14 protein-coding genes are annotated in these 15024 nt (G+C 43.5%); all 14 read right to left on the minus strand.

Going from position 1 to position 15024, the window contains the following annotated elements; genetic code table 11:
* Nucleotides 1–14 precede the first annotated feature (14 nt).
* Complete coding sequence (gene rfbD / locus HDCHBGLK_RS18115) at nt 15–956, minus strand: dTDP-4-dehydrorhamnose reductase (RefSeq protein ID WP_004605730.1); 942 nt, start codon at nt 954–956, stop codon at nt 15–17.
* A complete protein-coding gene (rfbB, locus tag HDCHBGLK_RS18120) occupies nt 956–1987 on the minus strand; it encodes a dTDP-glucose 4,6-dehydratase (RefSeq protein WP_009248668.1) in 1032 nt (343 codons plus the stop codon). Before rfbB ends, rfbD begins: the two co-directional genes overlap by 1 nt.
* A 35-nt stretch (nt 1988–2022) precedes the next feature.
* Complete coding sequence (gene rfbA / locus HDCHBGLK_RS18125) at nt 2023–2919, minus strand: glucose-1-phosphate thymidylyltransferase RfbA (RefSeq protein ID WP_004605732.1); 897 nt, start codon at nt 2917–2919, stop codon at nt 2023–2025.
* Between the two features lie 129 nt (nt 2920–3048).
* A complete protein-coding gene (locus tag HDCHBGLK_RS18130; RefSeq protein WP_004605733.1) occupies nt 3049–4230 on the minus strand; it encodes a MerR family transcriptional regulator in 1182 nt (393 codons plus the stop codon).
* A gap of 14 nt (nt 4231–4244) precedes the next feature.
* Nucleotides 4245–4850, minus strand: coding sequence for a GerMN domain-containing protein (locus tag HDCHBGLK_RS18135; protein WP_004605734.1), 606 nt, complete (start codon nt 4848–4850; stop codon nt 4245–4247).
* A gap of 60 nt (nt 4851–4910) precedes the next feature.
* Nucleotides 4911–7604, minus strand: a complete 2694-nt coding sequence (locus HDCHBGLK_RS18140; RefSeq protein ID WP_004605735.1) for a glycosyltransferase family 4 protein — start codon at nt 7602–7604, stop codon at nt 4911–4913.
* A 262-nt stretch (nt 7605–7866) separates the two neighbouring features.
* On the minus strand, nt 7867–9489 hold the full coding sequence (gene tnpC, locus HDCHBGLK_RS18145; RefSeq protein WP_004605736.1) for an IS66 family transposase: 1623 nt from the start codon (nt 9487–9489) through the stop codon (nt 7867–7869).
* A 432-nt stretch (nt 9490–9921) separates the two neighbouring features.
* Nucleotides 9922–10164: a hypothetical protein gene (locus HDCHBGLK_RS18150; RefSeq protein ID WP_004604852.1), complete on the minus strand. Its 243-nt coding sequence runs from the start codon at nt 10162–10164 to the stop codon at nt 9922–9924.
* Entirely contained in the window at nt 10157–10930 is a 774-nt protein-coding gene (locus HDCHBGLK_RS18155; RefSeq protein WP_004605482.1) for an ATP-binding protein, read from the minus strand. Before HDCHBGLK_RS18155 ends, HDCHBGLK_RS18150 begins: the two co-directional genes overlap by 8 nt.
* A complete protein-coding gene (istA, locus tag HDCHBGLK_RS18160) occupies nt 10923–12455 on the minus strand; it encodes an IS21 family transposase (RefSeq protein ID WP_004605483.1) in 1533 nt (510 codons plus the stop codon). The genes HDCHBGLK_RS18155 and istA overlap by 8 nt, the downstream gene beginning before the upstream one ends.
* A 251-nt stretch (nt 12456–12706) precedes the next feature.
* Complete coding sequence (gene tnpB, locus HDCHBGLK_RS18165; RefSeq protein WP_004605487.1) at nt 12707–13066, minus strand: IS66 family insertion sequence element accessory protein TnpB; 360 nt, start codon at nt 13064–13066, stop codon at nt 12707–12709.
* Nucleotides 13056–13445, minus strand: a complete 390-nt coding sequence (gene tnpA / locus HDCHBGLK_RS18170; RefSeq protein ID WP_039909350.1) for an IS66 family insertion sequence element accessory protein TnpA — start codon at nt 13443–13445, stop codon at nt 13056–13058. Before tnpA ends, tnpB begins: the two co-directional genes overlap by 11 nt.
* Before the next feature lie 225 nt (nt 13446–13670).
* A complete protein-coding gene (locus HDCHBGLK_RS18175; RefSeq protein ID WP_004605485.1) occupies nt 13671–14408 on the minus strand; it encodes an ATP-binding protein in 738 nt (245 codons plus the stop codon).
* The gene (locus HDCHBGLK_RS18180) at nt 14398–14955 is read right to left on the minus strand and encodes a hypothetical protein (RefSeq protein WP_004605484.1); all 558 of its coding nucleotides are present in this window, start codon (nt 14953–14955) and stop codon (nt 14398–14400) included. Before HDCHBGLK_RS18180 ends, HDCHBGLK_RS18175 begins: the two co-directional genes overlap by 11 nt.
* Between the last annotated feature and the right edge of the window lie 69 nt (nt 14956–15024).

The following is a 15024-nucleotide window of genomic DNA, read 5'->3' on the forward strand; positions in this document are numbered from 1 at the left end:
GTCAATCGATCTCCTTAAAATTCAATTTCTTTCAGATATCTGTTCAAGGCATCCTGCCATGTAGGAAGCGGAGTAAACCCGTTTTCCGGCAACTTGCTCTTATCCAGCCTGCTGTTAAATGGCCTTGCCGCCTTAGAAGCGCCATATTCCTGCGTTGTCACTGGAATGACGTTCACCTTGTCTTCCGAATATTCCTCATGTCCAAGTTCTACTGCCTGACGGAAGATCTCTTTGGTAAAGTCATACCAGCTGATATATCCGCCTTCATTGGTAGCATGATAATATCCATACTTGTCAGTCTCAATCATATCCACCAGAAGCCTCGCCAGGTCAAAGGTATATGTGGGCGTTCCGATCTGATCATTGACAACCGTGATCTTGTCATGCGTCTTTGCGATATTCAGCATCGTCTTAATGAAATTCTTGCCGTTCTTTCCAAATACCCAGGCAATCCGCACGATAAAATATTTGGACAATGTCTCTGATACTGCCAGTTCCCCGGCAAGTTTCGTCTCGCCATATACATTCAGCGGCTTATAATCCTTGCAGTCCGGCTGCCAGGCTTCGGTTCCCTGGCCGTCGAATACATAGTCGGTACTGAGATATACCATCTTGCAATCCAGTTCTTTGCAGACCTCCGCGATATTCTTTGTTCCAGTCGCGTTCACCGCATGCACGATCTCTTTCTTATCCTCGTCTTCCGCCAGGTCTACGGCAGTCCATGCCGCACAATGCACTACCACATCCGGCGCTGCGTCTGTGAGCACCTTCCTGACCGAGTCTTCATCCGTGATGTCCATCTGGACATACGGCATGCTTACCACTGCCGTCCCGTCCTGGATCCCGCTGTAGGTTTCCTTGATATCGGAACCTACTCCTTCATATCCACGCTTTGCCAGTTCGTTCATTACGTCGTGGCCCAGCTGTCCTGCTACGCCTGTCACTAAAACCTTCATTATTTCATCCCCTCTCGGCTGCCATACATCTCGTCATAATAATTCTGATATTCTCCGGAGATGATCGTCTCCCACCATTCCTTATTATCCAGATACCATTTGATCGTTTTCTTGATTCCATCCGCAAACTTCGTCTCCGGAAGCCAGCCCAATTCGCTGTGGATCTTGGTCGGGTCGATGGCATAACGCATGTCATGGCCCTTGCGATCCTCTACATAAGTAATCAGGCTCTCCGGCTTTCCTAATTCTTTACAGATAATCTTGACAATATCGATATTCGTCATCTCGTTGTGTCCGCCGATATTGTAGACCTCGCCTACACGGCCATTGTGGATGATCAGGTCGATCGCCTTGCAGTGATCCTCTACATACAGCCAGTCACGGACATTTTCGCCCTTTCCGTATACCGGAAGCGGCTTGTCATTCAGCGCATTGGCAATCATCAGCGGAATGAGCTTCTCCGGGAAATGATATGGTCCATAGTTGTTGGAACATCTGCTGATCGTCACCGGAAGTCCATACGTCCTATGATAAGCCAGCACTAGCAAGTCTGCTGCCGCCTTGGAAGAACTGTATGGGCTGCTGGTGTGGATCGGAGTCTCTTCTGTGAAGAATAAGTCCGGCCGGTCCAGCGGAAGATCGCCGTATACTTCATCTGTAGAAACCTGATGATAACGCTTGATTCCATATTTTCTGCAGGCATCCATCAGAACTGCGGTACCCTTGATATTGGTATCCAGGAAGACCTCCGGATTCTCGATGGAACGGTCAACATGGCTTTCTGCCGCGAAGTTCACGATGATATCCGGGTGCTCCTCTTCAAATAATTTGTAGACAGCCTCACGGTCTGTGATGCTCTCCTTCACGAAACGGAAATTCGGGTTCTCCATCACTGGCGCCAGCGTCGACAGATTGCCTGCATAGGTCAGGCAGTCCAGGCACACGATGCGGTAATCCGGGTATTTATCCAGCATGTGAAATATAAAGTTGCTTCCAATGAATCCGGCTCCGCCGGTTACAATAATCGTCATAATCTCTAATCTCCTTTTGTCTCTTTTCATTTTGTCTAGTATAGTCCGTCTACGAATTTTCCGTCCAGTACGTCCTTCAAGTACTGGCCGTACTGATTCTTCTTAAGCACTTCGTACACATCCAATACATCCTTTTCCGTGATCCAGCCATTCAGATAAGCGATCTCTTCCAGGCATGCGATCTTACGGTGCTGATGAGATTCTACCGTCTTAACAAAGTTGGTTGCTTCCACCAGGCTCTCATGCGTCCCGGTATCCAGCCAGGTAAATCCCTGCCCAAGCAGTTCCACATTCAGCTTGCCCTCTTCCAGATACACGCGGTTCAGATCGGTAATCTCCAACTCCCCGCGGGCGCTTGGCTTCAGATTCTTTGCATATTCCACAACCTTGTTGTCATAGAAATATAATCCGGTCACACAGTAATTGCTCTTTGGCTTCTCCGGCTTTTCTTCTATGGATTTGGCTTTTCCCTCATGATCGAATTCTACAATTCCGAAGCGTTCCGGGTCATCCACATAATAGCCGAATACGGTCGCTCCTCTTCCGGAATCTGCGTTCTCCACAGCGGCTTTCAGACGCTTCTTTAAGCCATGGCCGGCAAAAATGTTATCTCCCAGAACCATCGCTACCGGCTCGTCGCCGATAAACTCTTCTCCGATGATAAAGGCCTGTGCCAGTCCGTCAGGACTTGGCTGCACTTCATAGGAAAGATTCACTCCAAACTGCCGCCCGTCTCCCAGCAGTTCCTTAAAGCGAGGCGTATCCTGGGGCGTAGAGATGATTAAAATGTCCCGGATGCCTGCGTTCATAAGTACGGACATCGGATAATAGATCATTGGCTTGTCATAAATCGGCAATAACTGCTTGGATGTCACCATAGTCAGAGGATAAAGGCGCGTGCCGGAACCTCCCGCTAAAATAATTCCTTTCATGTGGAACCTCCTTAGTATCTTTTATAAAATTAGTATTCTCTTTCAGTCGTATTTCATTAGCATAATTGCATTATAAAAGGTGACCCAAGGTCACCTTCAAGTACTTTTTTTCAATTTCACTAAATTTGTCTATTTTTCACAAATAAATATCCCTGCATCCTTGGTAATATGGAAGCCTCCGTCCGTCTTCTTTTTTACGTAAGAACGGAATTCATTGTAGTGATCCAGAATATACTGGCTTTGATTGCCATGGCAGGAAAGGACATAAGAGATCAGCGGTTCCGGATCAGGAACAACCAGGGAATCCTGATAAGACATCCACTCTACCTTACAAAAATCCTGTCTAAGGATATTCCCGCCATTTTCGCGGCCAAACCTCTCATACAACTTATCCGCGGACAACACGATTCTTTCATCAAATCCCTGCACGAGCCGGCTGACTTCCATCATATGCCTGCATCCATATGTGCTGCAGACGAATCTTCCGTCCCGTTTGAGCACTCTTTTGACTTCTCTGGCAACTTTCGGGATATCTTCGCAATAAAACAGCACATGATTGGCAATTACCAGATCAAAGTCCCCTTCTTCATAAGGGATCCTATGGCAGTCGAAGACATGGAATTCAAATCTCTTATCCTCCGCTCCAATGGCGCGCCTTGCATCCCGCAACATTCCCTCTGAAATGTCAGACAGCACGATGTGAATATCTTCCGGAAGGACTGAACGTCTGTCCTTCCAAAGCGTTCCGTCCCCACATCCAATTTCTAGGATGCGCATTCCTGGTCGGATCTTCAACTGTTCGTAGATCCATGGAAACCATCCCTGCTCATTCTGCGAATACAGGCTGTGAAGATTGATACGAGCGGAGATATTAGATGCATTCTGATACTGGTTTTTCAGACTCTTCTCCATGCCTGTCAGGTGAATCAGATTCAGCATCTGGCTCCAGTCAATCGTATGCTCTGCCTGGATCGCATCGGCAGTATCCTGAATAGCCTTCTCCACCAGCTGCATCTGCTCTATCCGGTCCTGAACCAGTTTTAACTGGATATTCAGGGAGTTCAGCATAAAATGATAGTCGGAATCCGCAATCGTCATCTCCCGAATATCATCCAGGGAGAATCCCAGATATTTCAGCAGCAGGATCTGCTGGAGACGGGCAAAGTCCTCATCCGTATAAAATCTTGCCCCCGCATCCGTTACATACGAGGGCTTTAGAATATTCTGTTTGTCATAGTAGCGAATTGTCCGCAGGGTTACGTGGGCCATGCGGGCGAATTCGCCAGAGGAATAGTAGCCTGGTTTTTTCATTTTATGTCTCGCTTTTACTCAAATGCTGTCAGGTAGCCTGGGTACTCTGCATGACCGGTGGTGAGGGTTTGTCCTTCTACAGTTATTTTAATCTGCTCACAGTTATAGGCATTAAGGAAAGTATTGCATACGCTGCCAATGGCAAAATACTCTCCAGTTGAGCCCATGTTAGTAACAAAGGTCGAAAATGCAGGGTTGAAGTCTATCTCTACACTTGGCTTATTGTCTACCGTAACCGTATTAAATGCCTGTATCTGGACATCTGCTGCCACTGCACCTTTGGAAATAAGGGCATTCAGTACCGCTTCTGGAGTTAGTGCATCAATTTGAACTTCTTCGGAGACGAAAGAGGTTGCATCATCATTACTAAAATATATAGTTATTAATTCTGAATCCTTTGTATCTTTTTCATCGTTTACAATTTCATCAGTAACTTCTTCCTCTATATTATCTTGCCTTTCATTGTTTGCGGGCTTCTTCTCCTGACTTTCATTAAACTTTTCTAGTTCATTTTCTTTTTCTACCTGTTTTGGCGATGATGAATTATTACCTTTATTACAAGCAGTTAAACACATTACAAAAATAATCAATATAATTCCTAATATTCTTTTCAATCTCATTGAACCAACCTCATTTATTCATCCTAATATAAATTATTTGTAACGACTCTTCACATATTTCTACAATTCGAACTGATCCTTCCACTCTTTGATCTTGTCTAACGGTATTACAATTTTATTAACTCCCCACTTTTGATATATTATATCTTGCAAATCGCTCTTTATCTTATGCTCTTGCAAAACTGGTAAGTTCGTCTCAGATATTATACCCTTTGCATTATCATCCCCTCCAATTATTAAAGAACGATGACCATAATTCAAATTTCGAACTGCTATATGAAATCTTGCACCTATATAATCCATATCTTTTATTAATAATATCTTATCTAATTCACTTAACGAAGGCGGAATTATTGTATAATCGTCTAACTTCATTTCTCTCCTAATGTATTGATAATCAAATTGTTTTTGAATCCAAATATAAACCTTTTTATAATTTTCTTTTAAAATTTTTAACATGAACAAATCGTTTTCTACATTTTCAGGGCGTCCCGATATTGTGGTCAAAACGTTTTCCGCCTTATTAACTGGTATTCTTGCACAAAAATCTGGTGTTAACTTCCACATTGATGGAAAACTTGTATTTATTACGTTTTTTATCCCCATACTATGCAGTATTTCTTTTGTTTGTTCATCACAAACCGAATGATAATATTTAGACTGCAGTATAAATCGTAAGAAACTTTTGGTAAAATCACTAAACGAAGTCTCTGTATCAAAATGTGATATACCAGCACCTAATAAACATGTATTTCTATAATTCCATATATTATTGGGCAACAGCCATTGTTTAGACTTTTCTAATCTAGTGCTAAGTAAATTATTTCCGCATAGTATTTTAAGAAAACCCTCTATATCTTCGAATTTCTCATCATTCACTCGTATAGGTATATGTTTTTTTCTAACAGTTGGAAACACTTCTTCACAAATATTCGTACAATAATCCATTATAATCTCATCTTCTACATCACTTGTCGCAATCGCAGAATCCAAATATACCATATCTTCTTTACTAATTTCTTTTCTTTTAAATAGTAATTTACACCTATCCCATTCTATCTGTTTCCTTTTAAGCGTACAGTCAGTTTCTTCTAGTCGATCATAATAATGGCATGTCTTTTCACTCCATTTATAAATGTCCAACTTAGGATTTATTTTAACTGGTTTAGAAAGAAAATCTCTTAAGAATTTTACATAACTGTCAAATTCCATTTCATCTACATATTTTTTTGCTTCCTCTATTAATACTTTATTCTTTTCATTTTGTTCAACTAGTTTTTCGGTGCACTCAACAACTTTCTCTAAATTAAATCCATCTATTAATATTCCTCTATTATTAGAAAGCATTACTTGTATACCGCCCGTTCCATTAAAACCCACGACAGGAACTTCGTTTTTCATGGCTTCTAATACAGTTGAAGGAAATGGATCTTCTCTTGACATCGCCCAAAATGCATCTGCTCGGCTTAGAAGCGTTTTATATTTGGCCGCCTCCTTTATGAATGGAATAAACTGTATTTTTCTTTGACTTCCGCTTCTCTCTAATTGATTTATAATCCAACACTGCAATTCCTTATTATTAAAATTGCCAGTCCAAATGAAATGTACATCTTTCTCCCTATTTCTATCTATAAAAATAAGCGCTGCATTTACAAACAAATCAACTCCCTTTCTTAACTCGCATGTTCCTGAACTCATAATGACTAGATCATTTAAGTTAATTCCATATTCCTCAAGATTAAAGTTCGCATCCTCTTCCACATTTTCCAAATAAACCCCTTGCGCCTTAATTAATGTATTTCCCTTTATCTCCGGATATATTTTCCTAAAATCATTCTCTACATACTGATTGGGAAATACAATATAATCTGCATTTTCAGCAATTTTCCTCCCCGGCTCTACAAAGCCATAAAGTTCAATACTTGCCCTCATTTCATGAATTAACGAAATTATTTTAAAATTATAATCTTTTAACAACTCCACATAATGTCCAGATACAATTGTATTAGTTATCACAGTCATAAAGCCCTGTCTTCTAAGCATTCTAAAAAGATTTTCTAAGAACTCTCTTTCATTTAATCCACATTTTTTACTATTATTTTTAATATTAATATATTCAAATTCTTCATTTTGAGTATTGTCTAAGCAAATCACCGGTATATTCCATTTTTTATACTGTTCTTCTAAATAACCATTACCTAATTTCCCCGCTAAAACAACTACTTCTACTTTATTCTGCTTCATTTTTTTTGCAATATGACATGCCAAAATAGGCGCACCCGTTGCTGATAAATCATGTGTAACAATTATTACCTTATCTCGATGTCTTTCTTGCTCTATTCTACGAGCCAAAGAATCCTCAATTAAGTAGGATTTTGGTATGGGTTCAATATAAATTCCATCCACAAAACACACTCCTGAAATTTCTACTGGATCAAAACGTATCTCGTTAATTGGAAAGCCAAAACGTATTTCTCTAACCTTCTGATTATCTGGTTCAAATAAAAATCTGCAACTTTTTGTTTCAGTAAAACAGTCTTCTAAGCCTTTATAATAAACTGTTGATAAACTTTGTTTGAAATCTGCTTGATAGCAGTTTCCCGTTATTCTTATCCCATAAACAGCATTATCAAACCTTATATATATCTGTGGATCATTATCCTCAAAAATCCATTTTTTACCCTCAACCGATAAGCCTTTCGTCTTAACTATCTTCCCTGTCTTTATAATTAATGTTTCCTTTACTTCTTCCATTCTTCTCCCCCCAACAATTAATCATTAAGTATATTAGAATTTTCTCTTTTTATTTCTAAATTTATCATAATATTCTAACAAAATTTACAACCTTCGAATTTTAGTACAATCCCAAATTAATATATGCCAAATATAGTCTGCTGCATTATTTAATATCTATTTTATCATTAATATCTAAGAAATGAAATAGCATCTACATTAAAAGTATACGGTAGACCATGAGTACCAGCTCATTTTATGACCGCCGTTTCCGGCGGTCGGTTTACACGTTTGTTGTTTTTGTTTTGCTTATGCAGATTTCCGGCAGCTGCTCAGACCATGGAAGCAGTTCTTCCATAAAACAATAATCCGTATCCTCCTGATGGTCTTTCATCACGGTTAGGATATATTCCAGATAGCGGAAGGGATTTAGATGATTCGCCTTTGCTGTTTCCGTGATACTGTAGATGATCGCACTGGATTGTGCACCGTCAATACTGTCGATCAGCTTCCATGCATGTTTGTGCAGGCAGAAGCTGCGCAGAGCCCCTTCCGTTGCGTTATTATCAAGCGGGACTTCACCATCATCCAGGAATACTTTTAATGCCTCTTCCTGATTGATGCAGTAGTTGATCCCTTCCAGAGTTTTACCCTTGGTAAGGCGACCGGAGAACTGGCTTTCTTTTGCCCACACAAAGAAAGCCTCCACCAGAGGTTTGAGATTGATCTGCCGCTGTTTTTTACGGTCATCCGGTTTCAGATCAGCAAGCTGGTTGTCCAGATGGTAGATGGCGCCAATCCGCTTGATTGCCTCGTAAGCGATCGTATCTTTGGCTGCCTGATGATCTTTTTTTGGCAATGCCTTCAGGGCATCGGCAAAATACCTTCTCGCATGGGTCCAGCACCCTGCGAAAACGATGGTTTCGCTTTCCCGGTCCAGCTTCCGGTAGGCGGAGTATCCGTCACAGACAACAGTGCCTGTAAATCCTTTCAGGAATTCCCGCGGATGGTCTGCTTTCCGGGTCTTCTGGTATTCATACAGGATAATGGGGGGATCACTATATCCCTTTCCCGTCCGGTAGACCCACATGTAACTCTTACTGTTTGCCGGGCGCCCATCCTTCGATACCTTAACCGGAGTCTCGTCGGCCTGCAGCACATGGAAATGGTACATCCTGTTATGAAGGTAATCATAAAGCGGTCCCAGATACCGGTCCGCACACTGGATCATCCAGTTCGCCATTACCTGCCGGGAGATATGGATGTCGTTTCTCTGGAACTCCTGGCTGATCCGGTATAAAGGCAGTCCATTGACATACTTGGCATTCATGATGCTTGCACCCAGAGACGGTGTCAGAATGCTGTTGCGGAGCAATTCCCTTGGTCGGTCCGCTTTGACAATCGTCTGATTATCTTTTCCTGCATACACGGCCACATGATGTTCTTCCACCGTGTAGACTGCCGGCTGAACCCGGACTCTTTTATAAACTTCATCCGGGAGCTGCTTCCATCCAACGGAGCCAAAAATTTCCTGCAGCTTTGCTTCTGGAATGGTATGAGGGATCACTTCCACAGGAAGATCCTTAAGATCTGCCTCGCGCTTTCCTTTTTTCTTCCGGCGCGTGACCTGGATCACATCTTCTTCCCTAGGTTCGACAACATAAAGCGTCTCAGTCAAAGCTTCCGCTTCGTTAAAGATGAGCTCCAGTTCCAATTGTCCGGCGATAACGTCCAGCTTTTCGGAAGAACGCCCATAACGATGATTGTTTGCAGATGCGATCTGCTCAATCAGGCGTTCCATGTTTGTATTCAGTTGGGTAAGCTGGTTCTGCATGGACAGGATCACTGCCACGAGTGTTTCCCTGCTGAAACTGTTCAGTTCTTCCGGTGAGTAGATCTTCTGCATGTTCGGTGCTCCTTTGTTTTACTGGAACTATTGTACCGCAAACCAAAAGAAAAAGCGAACGGGATAATAAAGAAGGTTCGTCATTCTCACCAAAGGATAAACACTCTGAAAAGCCGAAAAAACTATTAGTTTTTTCAGTTTTTCAGAGTACTTATCCACACAGCAGCTTATAGCTGTGAAGTACTCTTGATTGAATGAATGATATGAGATCTGGCTGTGGATAACTTCCGTCGCGTCTGTGGCAGGAGATACAAAAAGATTTTTTATTTTCTCCGTTTTGCACAACATTTCACTGTTTTTTGCAAGCACTTTTTGGAGAAAAATGCAAAATATTTTTGGAGAATGTTGCATCTCCAAATTGGAGAAAGTTGCAAGGCCTCGGCTGGCAGCTATTCTGCCAGCTACATAGCCATTGCAGACCATATTTAGTTGTTATAGCGTGAGATATGGAAACGGAAGTTCCGAGTTTTCATCTTCATGTGCATGTTCCCTGAAATAGCGGAACTCCTCATCCAGCTCTTTATAATGGATAAAATCATTTAGATATCTCAGATCTTCTTCTGCGCATCGGTGATCTTCTATGAGATCAAGAAGATAATCATTCATCTCCTCATAGCGTTCCTGAAGGTTTTGATATTTTTTCTGTTCTTTGATAACTTTTTTATTTTTAGCCATTGTTACCTGCCTCCTGACTGCTGATTCTTGAAAGAGTTGCATTGATGCTTGATTCACGTAACCGATTATTGATCCCCGGGAACAGAATCAGTTCCACATGGTGGGTGAGCCTGCCAATCAGTGCTGTTGTCATCCGTTGGTCATAAAGAACGTTCACCCACTGTGAGAATTCAAGATTCGTGTTTAAAATCACCGATTTCTGCTCGTGTATCTCAGAAAGATAATCAAACAGAAGCTGTGAACCGGTGCGGTCATACGGAACATATCCGAATTCATCCAGAATCAGTATCCGGGCACTGTTAAGCTTCTTTTTCAGTGCAGTAAGCTTTCCGCTGCTCTGACTCTCGGAAAAGAGATTGATAAGTCCGGCAGTGCGGTAGAATCTTACCGGAATTTCCTGATTACATGCAGACATTCCAATCAGAATGGAAAGCATTGTTTTACCGGTTCCTGTTCCTCCATACATGATGACATTTTTTCCTGTATGATAAAACTCCAGGTCTAACAGGCTTTGGAAGCTGACGTCTTCCGGGAAATCTATCTCATCTGCCCTGAATTCCTCCACGCGGTATCTACGTGGGAAGCCGGCGGTATTGAGGAACTTGCTCTTCCTTTTTGCTGTACGGTATTCAATTTCGTTTGTCAGGAGGTTTAAAAGGTATTCCTGCGGTGTGTCTCCTTTCTGCTCGAAAGCCTGCCCTGCAAAGTTCGTGGACAGCTTGAGCTGTTTGCAGCATGCTGCAATGGATTTTTCTATATCAGCCATTTGAGACACCTCCCTTCTTAAGGGCGGCATCCAGCATTTTCAGATCATTTCTGAACGGAATGACCTTCTGCTGTGGCAGTAAAACTTTGTTTTCAAGCGGAGGCAGAAGCGGTACATCTGCATAGGTTCGCCTGTAAAGGCTCTGCAGACTGTCCGGATCTGTGGCATTCAGCCGGACTGCTTCGTCAACTGTTCTGACAGCACTAGCAAACCCGGTTCTTTCCGTAAGTTCTGCAAGCACCTTCAGGACACGTCCGCGTTCCTTGCTTTCGCAGTTATCCATGTATATCTGCATGGTTTGTGGCATCATGTCATATATGCCGCTGTTTCGAAGAGAACGGGGTTTCCTGGCGATATATGTAAGGTATGGCAGCCAGTCCATTCTTTCATGTTCATTGCCGTAAAGGCGCTTATGACGCACCACTTCGTGCATATCTTTGTCCATGACAATCACATCAGAGGATGTAATCTTGAGATTTACAATGGACTCACAGAAAGCCGGTGAAGCAGAATAACGGTGCTTTCCTGCGTCAAGAGTAAACTTTCCATATTTATCCGTTGTTGCCGTTGTGTAAAGTGCCGTATCAAACGGAACGGAAGGAAGCGGCAGTAAACGAGCCTTATCTTCTTCAAACAGTTTACTGATAAAGCGGTCATCATCGTCATCATAGTGCTCACGCTGCATATCGATTTCACAACGATCCAGAAGATGCTTGTTTTCTTTCACAAGATCATCAAAGCGGGGTACCGGTACAAGTTCGTTGCGGCGCAGGTAGCCAACCTTGTTTTCCACGTTTCCTTTTTCCCATCCGGATTCAGGATTCATAAAAACCGGCTTAATGCGGTAGTGTTCACAAAAGCGTTGAAACCGCTCTGTTACATTACGCCCGCCACCTTTGATGATTTCGGTAACAATGGTTCTGGTATTGTCAAACCAGATTTCCGTGGGAACACCACCGATGTGCTCAAATATGGCAACCAGTCCTTCCAGAAGACATTCCATGTTTTCGCCATAATTAAGCTGGAGGAAACCTCCGTTACTGTAGGGAAAACTGAGCACAAGGTACTTAGCCTCGTGATGAAGCCTGTCATTTTCATAAAAATCGGCTGTTCCAAAGTCTGACTGGGCTTCGCCGGGATGATGATTAAGAGGGATATAGCCATCGGTTCTTTTTAGCCGTAGTTCCTCTTTCTTCTGTTTGACGTATAAGGCAACAAGCCGATAACTGCAGCCGAAACCATCTGCTTCATCCTTGAGGCGTTTAAATACTCTTTTGGCTGTATGCCGTTGCTTTCTTGGTGCAAGCTTGTCTGCCTGCAGCCATTCATCAATCAAAGGTTTGAATGGGTCAAGCTTGGATTCGTGAACCTCTGATGATGCAGGTTTGGGAGATGGATTGTTAAAGTCCTCCATATCCACATATTTTTTGACCGTTTTCCAGTTAAGGCCGGTCTCAGATGCGATTTCAGAAATGTTCTTATCTTGCCGGTAGAACATATCTCTGATATGATGTATCTGATCCATTGTAGTTGACATTCTCCTTTCCTCCTTGTCTTTATTGTTTGGACTACAATAAAGATAAGGTTAATGGTTTTTGGATATACCTGCAATGGATCTTTTCATGGGAATGCTCATACTTGGTGGCTGCCACTCAAGCGCTACACCGTTCCTGAGCGCTTCTAGCGAATGCCTTGCAACTTTCTCCAATTTGGAGATGCAACATTCTCCAATTCCCGTTTGCAACTTTCGGTAATTCTATTTTACAATAAACAATTTCACAGAAGATCGCTGGGCTGCACTTCCTGGATTGGGTGTCTGGATACGATCTCCAGTCCCTGCATCAGTGCACGGTATTGCTCCTGGGTGATCTCCAGTGCTTCTTCTTTTGTGCGGGGCCAGCTGAAGCCGCCAAGTTCCAGTCTTTTGTAAAGGAGAAGGAATCCGTCTCCTTCCCATACGAGCCCCTTGATGCGGCCACTGCGTCTTCCGCAAAACAGGAAGAGGATATCCTTTTCATATGGATCCAGCTGGAAGTTAAATTTCACAATAGATGCCAGCCCGTCGATTCCGCGCCGCAAATCCGTATAGCCGGCAGCAACGTAAACCTTCCGGAAGCCGGATGCGTTATTCAGCATGAAGAATTCCTCCTACCCGGGAGAACAGTTCTGATGAGGCTGAATTGGAAATCTCCAGAACAAGATTCCCTTTCCGGATCGCCAGATCTGGACGGAAAACAGGTGATGCGTCCGGTGACACGGCAGGAAGTTTGATTTCAGCGAAAGATACGGACTGCTGAACAGCAGACAATTGTTTTGTCTCTGTAGCTGCAGGCAATGATGGATTCTGAGATGCTTCATAAGCTTCCCGGCGCAGGATGCGCTGCCAGTAAAAAAACTGCTTCTCAGAAATCCCGTTTGCCCGACACCAGGCGGTTTTTGACATCCCGCTATTCATACATTCATTCAGGATCTTGGTCCAGCGCTCTGCACGGACCTGATGTGTGATTTTATCCATGGTACTAACTCCTTTAAAAAACTTGTAGTTTTCTGGAGTTATTATCTCATGGAGCGAGGAAACTAGCACGGTACTCATGGTCTACTGCAAACAGCCACTTTCTGCGGCCAGCAGGGCCGCATTTCCCGGCCAGTCAGGGCCATATTAAACGGCCAGTTTTAGAAATCGGCAGGGCAGAGAGGGGGCTCCGCCCTGCTAATCAGTATCGAGCCTTGTCCCAGAAGGCTATGCTTTCTCAATCAGTACGGTAAATCCTGTAGTCAACCTGCGCCGGATTCCGTCAAGCTTGCCGTAGCATTCCTTCTCATCACTCAGCTGGTTCCCCCATTCATCTGGAGAATACTGGCAGGTGAAGAGGGTGGAGGTCCCAAGGTCATCCCGAAGTTTTATGAGATGGTACAGGATCTTGATCCCTTCCTCGGAATATCGGCTGATAGCGAAGTCATCAATGAACAGCAGCTGAATCCGTGCATAGTACCTGATCCTCTTACGGTACTTGTTCAGATCTTCCTGCCGGTTGAGAACAATCAGTTCGTCCAGCAGATCGCTATAGTCTACAAACTTACAGCGGTAATTACGCCTGCATGCTTCCACACAACAGGCAGACAGGAAATAGGACTTGCCAGCACCGGTGACTCCATAGATCCCCACATTCTGCCGGTTCTCAGCGAAGTGGAATTTCAGGACCTGTTCAACAGTGGCATCATTATAGATGCGCCCGTTACCGGTTTTTAGATTCTCCGCCACGGCCCCCTTATTGATCAGGCTGCTGAGCCGCAGATTGGTTTCAAACCGCTTATTGAGGGTTTCTATGTATTGAGGCTCCAAGACCTCACGAAGGAACTGCAAAGCGGTATAGCTGCCGAATTCAGGGCTTTCAGACAGTTCTGCGAAACGCTGGGCGGCTACCGGCAGGGATAGTGTGTCCAACATCTCATAAATATCGGTAGTCTCATTCTTCATGACCGGCCTCCGTTTCCTGACGCTTCAGCAGGTTCTTAAGGGAATACTTGCTGTCGTCATCTTTGTAAGTACCGGATACGGCTATTGCAGCATCTTCGTTGGGTTTGCTCTGTGACGTTGTACTCTGCGATGGCTCCTTATGGTAAGTTGAGATTGTGTTACAGATATAGGAATAGTTGCATTTCCCAGCCAAAACGGCGTCTTTACAGCAACGTTCCAGGGCTTCCGGCGAGTACTTTTCCGCATACCGCAGAATCCCAAAGCAGCTTCGGAATGACTGCACCGGATAAGCGTATTTCCGAATGACGGCATCGATCAATGCACGGGTGCTGGGGCCGATAGCAGACGCTTTCTGCTGGAAATAAGGCACAGTCCAATAGCCATAGTCTTTGTATTCGGCGGGCATATCCGAAGGGATGATCACCCAGTCTTTCGGTGTATAGCTGCGCTTATGTGTCCGGATGAGGTCACCCTGTTTATTATAGACATAAATTTCTTTTTCGCCTGCCCGGATCTCAAGTTCCTGTCGAAGATATTTCCGGGGCATGCTATAATGGACCTTGTCGAAGGTGAAGGAGAAATCTTGTGTGTTTATTGTAAAATAGAATTACCGAAA

Origin of the sequence: [Clostridium] scindens ATCC 35704 (genome assembly GCF_004295125.1) — a bacterium.
Taxonomy (GTDB): domain Bacteria; phylum Bacillota; class Clostridia; order Lachnospirales; family Lachnospiraceae; genus Clostridium_AP; species Clostridium_AP scindens.

Bases quoted from the DNA above. Each gene is read 5' to 3' on its own strand.
- HDCHBGLK_RS18175 (WP_004605485.1), bottom strand. From the start codon at position 14,408: ATGAAGAATGAGACTACCGATATTTATGAGATGTTGGACACACTATCC.
- HDCHBGLK_RS18180 (WP_004605484.1), bottom strand. From the start codon at position 14,955: ATGCCCCGGAAATATCTTCGACAGGAACTTGAGATCCGGGCAGGCGAA.
- tnpA (WP_039909350.1), bottom strand. From the start codon at position 13,445: ATGGATAAAATCACACATCAGGTCCGTGCAGAGCGCTGGACCAAGATC.
- HDCHBGLK_RS18140 (WP_004605735.1), bottom strand. From the start codon at position 7,604: ATGGAAGAAGTAAAGGAAACATTAATTATAAAGACAGGGAAGATAGTT.
- HDCHBGLK_RS18135 (WP_004605734.1), bottom strand. From the start codon at position 4,850: ATGAGATTGAAAAGAATATTAGGAATTATATTGATTATTTTTGTAATG.
- istA (WP_004605483.1), bottom strand. From the start codon at position 12,455: ATGGATCAGATACATCATATCAGAGATATGTTCTACCGGCAAGATAAG.
- HDCHBGLK_RS18155 (WP_004605482.1), bottom strand. From the start codon at position 10,930: ATGGCTGATATAGAAAAATCCATTGCAGCATGCTGCAAACAGCTCAAG.
- tnpC (WP_004605736.1), bottom strand. From the start codon at position 9,489: ATGCAGAAGATCTACTCACCGGAAGAACTGAACAGTTTCAGCAGGGAA.
- rfbB (WP_009248668.1), bottom strand. From the start codon at position 1,987: ATGACGATTATTGTAACCGGCGGAGCCGGATTCATTGGAAGCAACTTT.
- tnpB (WP_004605487.1), bottom strand. From the start codon at position 13,066: ATGCTGAATAACGCATCCGGCTTCCGGAAGGTTTACGTTGCTGCCGGC.
- HDCHBGLK_RS18130 (WP_004605733.1), bottom strand. From the start codon at position 4,230: ATGAAAAAACCAGGCTACTATTCCTCTGGCGAATTCGCCCGCATGGCC.
- rfbD (WP_004605730.1), bottom strand. From the start codon at position 956: ATGAAGGTTTTAGTGACAGGCGTAGCAGGACAGCTGGGCCACGACGTA.
- rfbA (WP_004605732.1), bottom strand. From the start codon at position 2,919: ATGAAAGGAATTATTTTAGCGGGAGGTTCCGGCACGCGCCTTTATCCT.
- HDCHBGLK_RS18150 (WP_004604852.1), bottom strand. From the start codon at position 10,164: ATGGCTAAAAATAAAAAAGTTATCAAAGAACAGAAAAAATATCAAAAC.